The 5,065-nt window shown below is 59.0% G+C and carries 3 protein-coding genes and 1 pseudogene; 1 reads left to right on the forward strand and 3 read right to left on the reverse strand.

The annotated features are described in order from the left end of the window. Positions 1 to 202: pseudogene (locus tag ACWGKS_RS29465) on the forward strand (LLM class flavin-dependent oxidoreductase); the annotation flags it as partial. Positions 203 to 391: 189 nt separating this feature from the next. Here ACWGKS_RS29465 and ACWGKS_RS29470 read toward each other — a convergent pair. The 3 genes from ACWGKS_RS29470 to ACWGKS_RS29480 all read right to left on the reverse strand — a co-directional run bounded on the left by ACWGKS_RS29470 (position 392) and on the right by ACWGKS_RS29480 (position 5,019). Beyond that, complete coding sequence (locus tag ACWGKS_RS29470) at positions 392 to 1,135, reverse strand: immunity 49 family protein (protein WP_452524969.1); 744 nt, start codon at positions 1,133 to 1,135, stop codon at positions 392 to 394. Positions 1,136 to 1,342: 207 nt separating this feature from the next. Then, positions 1,343 to 1,798 carry a hypothetical protein gene (locus ACWGKS_RS29475; protein ID WP_452524971.1) on the reverse strand — a complete coding sequence of 152 codons (456 nt, stop codon included), beginning with the start codon at positions 1,796 to 1,798 and terminating at the stop codon, positions 1,343 to 1,345. An 8-nt stretch (positions 1,799 to 1,806) separates the two neighbouring features. Beyond that, on the reverse strand, positions 1,807 to 5,019 hold the full coding sequence (locus ACWGKS_RS29480) for a hypothetical protein (RefSeq protein WP_452524973.1): 3,213 nt from the start codon (positions 5,017 to 5,019) through the stop codon (positions 1,807 to 1,809). Positions 5,020 to 5,065 lie beyond the last annotated feature (46 nt).

Consider the following 5,065-nt stretch of genomic DNA (forward strand, 5'->3'; position numbering starts at 1 on the left):
GAAGCAGCAGCTGGAGTCGATGCTGCGCTACTCGTTCGTCGGTTCACCCGAGACCGTCAAGGCCAAGATCGACCAGTTCGTCGTCGACACCGGTGTCGACGAGCTGATGATCTCGTCGATGATCTTCGACAAAAAGGCCCGCATGTACTCCTATGAGGCGCTCGCCGACCTGTACGACCTGGGGGCGGTCAAAGAGAGCTGAGGGGACACAAGACCCTGGTCGGGGGAACTGGGTCAAGGGTGGCGGAACCGGGTCAGGCAGGACCCGGACCGTCTCCCCCGGCCACCGGGGTGTGGGGCGAGGTCGCGAGGGCCTCGCCCCACGCTTATGTCCAAGGCTTGAGGGTGAGAAGGTTTCTGCCCGTACAGCGGCCGATCACGCAGAGGCCGCTCACGTGGGGAACTCGCCGTACCAGGACCTGCGCACGAGATGCTCGGGCAGATATCCGGATTCGGCTTCGAGGCTGAAGTCAGGATCCACCTCCGCGGTGTCGTAGGCCAGACACCCGAGGGCCAGGAGACCCAGGTGAAAGGCTCCATCGATCTCGTTGACACGGTCCTCGGTCGTCCAAAACTCGGCATGCGACACCAACCCCTCGGCCAGCGCCTCATTGAACCCGTCACTGTCCCGCTGCACCAAGTACCGGAAGGCGTTCAACTGGGGGAAGATCAGCTTGTCGAGGCTCTCCGCGCTACCGATCTCGGACTGCTCAGGCGCAGAAAGCTCCATCGCCTTGAGCAGGTTCTCCCCCAGGTCCGGGCCGCCCAGAACGAAGTCTTGAAGGGCTGCGATCCAGTAGTAGACGTAGGGGTTGTAGCGGGCCCCCTCCGACTCCCCATACTCACGAAGCGTCCCCACCGGGATCTCACAGAGCTCCCGATACCGCTCCTGCTCACGACAGATGACGGCCAGGAAGAACGCGGTGGTCCAGTTACCCGCGTTGGCGGAGTAGTCCGGACCGAAGCCCTTCGTCCTTCGCGCCTTATGATGGATCACCAACTCCAAAGGCTCACCCTCAGGAGAAGTCGTGATGGGGACCGGACTGAGTGTCCACGTTCGATGGTCGATGTGCCGCTCGACAGCGGTATCAGGGTCTGCTGTGCTCATCGCGAAGACGGGTTCTGCGGCCTGCATCCAGGTGCTTCAGAATCGCCAGGTACAGGCCTCGTTGACATCAGGGTCCACAACCAAGGCAACTTGGACCTGGAACCTGATGCTGTTGAGATGGATCCCCATAATGAAAGGGGAAGTGACCATCTCCTCTACCACCTCCCTCCACTCCAGTTAGTGTGTATCCAAATTTTCCTGGTTCTGGCACTCTCTAATAATCAAGAAGTTAATCTACTCCCCACGATTGGCTTCATCGATTTTCTCCTGCAGCCAACCAGGAATGAACTCTTCACTCCTAGGAAATATCCTCATCTCCTCAAGGAAATCATCTGAATCCGGGCCGAAAGTAAACGGGGGAAGATCTGTGTAATTGAACTTCGATTTGTACCTTCCCTCACTCCACAGCATAAGCTCCCACGAGAACCATGTCCCACGATTCTGCTTGTACATCCCAGAGCGGATTTCCATTGCTCTCATGATAAAGCTCGTGGGAAGACTGATTCGCGTCACCTCACCATCTTCCTTCTCTACTTCCACCCTTCGGATCGCGTATTCACCCATGAACATGATGAAGAATCTAGCCCATTTCCAATTTTCAGGAAGGTAGCCCGACAGGCTTGACGCCATCCCCGAAATTGCTTCCTGCTCCTCAACTGGAGATAGCTCATTATTACTAGACTCGTACATGGGGCCACCTATTTCAACTTAGGCCGATTCGGGAAGAGAATTTCATCCTGCAGCACTCCGTTGATACTGAATTCAATAGAAATTGCCGCCGGCGGCGCGTTTAGCACTTTCGAAAGATTTCCGTTGCTTTTTCTGACTTCGAACGTCGGGAGCATCGGATCATATACCTGCTTCACCCTAGCTCGAATATCAGGCGGTGGCGGAGCCTTCCTATAAGCCTCCTTCCAAAGTTCGACCTCAGCCAGATAGTCCGGGTTCTTACTGCGCCCTTCAAGGTGCTCAAATTCCCCCTTGTTAACTCTTTCTAGCGCCATCTCAAAATTCCGGTAAGACTTTCCTACCCTCCATTCTGCGGCAGCGTGCTGATTTACACTCTTCCGCATCGCTACCTGATTCAATCGCTCTGGAATTCCCCCGAATTCACCAATCCCTACTACATGCCCGCCATTCCATGTGGTTTTTTCGAATTGTGGAGCTTCTGTCAGCCCAGGGTATTTTTCCGGATTCCCAGCGAAGTCTTCCTTCAAAAATCTATTATATGTATCGTAGTACTCTCTTGCCGCCTTGGTTACTGCGCGCTCTTCCCCACTGAAACGAGGGGACGAGGCCGGAGTGAAGCGGCCTTCAGACTCAAGGTTATCACCGTACGAATTTGTCTGATATGCGTAACGCGAGCTTGGAGTTTTTACTCGATATTCTGCATTTGGCCTTGGGTCGACGAACTCGGGATGCTTACGGTCGAAGTTGCTGATATCGAGTTCAATTCTTCTTATTTCCCCACTGGCATCAGTGATATATGTCCCCCTGAGCGAGCCGGAGCGATCAAAAACCTCATAGCTCGTATCTGGGGAGAGTCCACCTTTATCTCCAAATCGTTCGCCTGGCTCGGGAGAGAGTTCTTTGTTTTCCTTCTTGACCTCTTCTTTTTTTAGTTCATTTTCTGGAAGTACAGGCTTTGCTCCATCATTGACTCTCGATCCAGAGAGGCCCACCTCCTCAACGGTTCCTGTTTTCCCCCATGGAATCTTTAGTGGATCTTGGGAATGGAAGGCGGATCCTCCAGAACTAGACCCAGCACTGCTTCCGCCATTCACATTCGCACTAGAAGGTGTGAACGTTCCTTGGGACGTCGAGTCACTATTTTGGCTATCCGAGTATCTGGTTGTTGAAGAACTGTCTTGGCCAGATGCTCCCCCACCGCCTTGGTTGCGGGCGACGGGGTTGTTGTCGAGCAACTCGGCGCCGAGATTCCCAGGGTGATTGGAGATCTCGTTACCGAAGGAACCGCCACCGCCAGGAGTACCGATACCGGTGACGCTGAGCAGGGGAGGGAATGGAGCAGGGGGGTCAGGGGTGACGTTCGCCTTCAGAGTGTCCTTGGGGACAGTGCCGTCCGGCAAGACCGGTTGTCTGTCCGCTGCGCCCTCGGGACCCTGATCTGAATCGTCGCCGTCGGATCCGTCGTGGTTATTGTCGCCTCTGGGGTCGGCCGAGGACGGTGACGAGGCCCAGGAGGCCGCCCGCACCTCGTTCGAGACAGGAACCTTGGGCTGGGAGATCTTGCGATCCCAGTCGGTTCCGGCCAAGTCCCTTTGGGCTGCGGGGTCGGACTTGGTCTTGTTGTCGATCTCGGCGATGTCGGGATGGTTGAGAATGTCGTCACCGACCAACGCATCGCCCACTGTGGGGTCCTGGTCCGGGCTCTGGTCGATTCCCCCGGCCGTTCGTGCCGAGTGATCAACACCAGAGCGACCACTACCGGTTTCCCCTGTAGCGCTCCCAACGAAAACCCGTGTATCCGCCGGCACAGACGTATCGGACTCACTCGGGTCATCCATGGCGGAGTCCTGCACAGGGCGTTGGACAGGGCGCTGGTCGGCTTCCGCACTCGCCTGTGTCGGGCGAGCACCACTGGGACGTCCTTCCTCGGTTTCCCCGGCCGTCTGTGTCGAGGCGGAACCGGCCGGCTCGACCCCGTTCTGTCCGGACGGCATCAGACGGTTGACCATGGCCTTGAAGTCGGCCAACTGGCTCGGGCCGAACCCGGTGGCGTCCAGGGCCCTCCCAGCCAGGTTGATCAGCGGCGACCCCGAACCACCAAAGCGCGGTATGTCGGGGATCTGGGGCAAATCGATGTCCGCCCCACCACCGCTACCGCCACGACCAGAGCCGCCCATCCCGTCCATGATGGACATCCCACGCCAGGCCATCAACGGCACACCCACCACCGCACCCACACCGGTGGCCGTCAACGCCGCACCACCCACCAGGCCGATGACGTTCAACGCCGCCGTCCCGATCACATACCCGGGCCGATCCCCCCACTCCTCCCACGGCACCACCGAGTGAGCCAGGTCCTTCCAGGCCTCGCCCACACCCTCCCCGCCGTTCCACCCCAACGAGTCGGACTCGGCGTCATACATCCCCACCAACGAGGCCGCCGAGGTCAAGTTGTCCCAGTGGTACTCCTTGAGCGCATCCCCCCACGAGGCCTGGAACCACCCCTCGGAAGAGTGCGCGCCCACCATCGCGCCCACACCCTGCACCGCGTCCACACCGAAGTCCCACACCGAATGACCCACATCGACCCACCACCCGTGGTCGGTCTGGGCCCCCTCATGCCCCCACGCCTCGGCCAACTCCGAGATGTCCTGCTCGAACCCGTGGTAGAACACGTTCGGGTCGAGTTCGGCGTCACCCTCGGGCTGTTTCTCGAAGTTGGTACGACCAGAAATCCCGGCGTTGATGGCGTTGGCGCAGGTGTTCTCGACCTCGGTGTAGTCGGTGATGATCGTGCGGCCCTGTTCGATCAGGGCGTCGTTCTCCTCCTTCAACGGGCTCTCGTTACCGACGATCCGATCCCAGGTGTCCTCGGCTTTGCGCCAGTCATCGCCCTTGGCCAGGATGCGCGAGCGCAGGTCGTAGGCCTCCACCCGCAGGTTGGACCAGCGGGTCTTGATGTCGGCGACGTCCTCGGCGAAGTTCTCCAACGCCCTGGCCGCCCGGTCCAACTCCTCACCGATGGTGTCGCCGTCGGTGGCCACCGGGTCCAGGACCGAGAACAAAGTCTCGGCCTCCGGAGCGGAGTAGTGAGCACTCAACCCGGCCCAGGAGGAGGTGATGTCGTTACCGGTGTCGGCGATCGAGGTGCCCAGCTCACGCAGCCCCGAGGCCATGGCCTCGACATAGCCCACCGACACCGACGGTTCGGGGAAGGTCAACGGGCTGATGACGTCATCGGCGTCCGTGAGGCGCCCGATCTGGTCG

It is taken from the genome of Nocardiopsis sp. NPDC055879, from assembly GCF_053615935.1.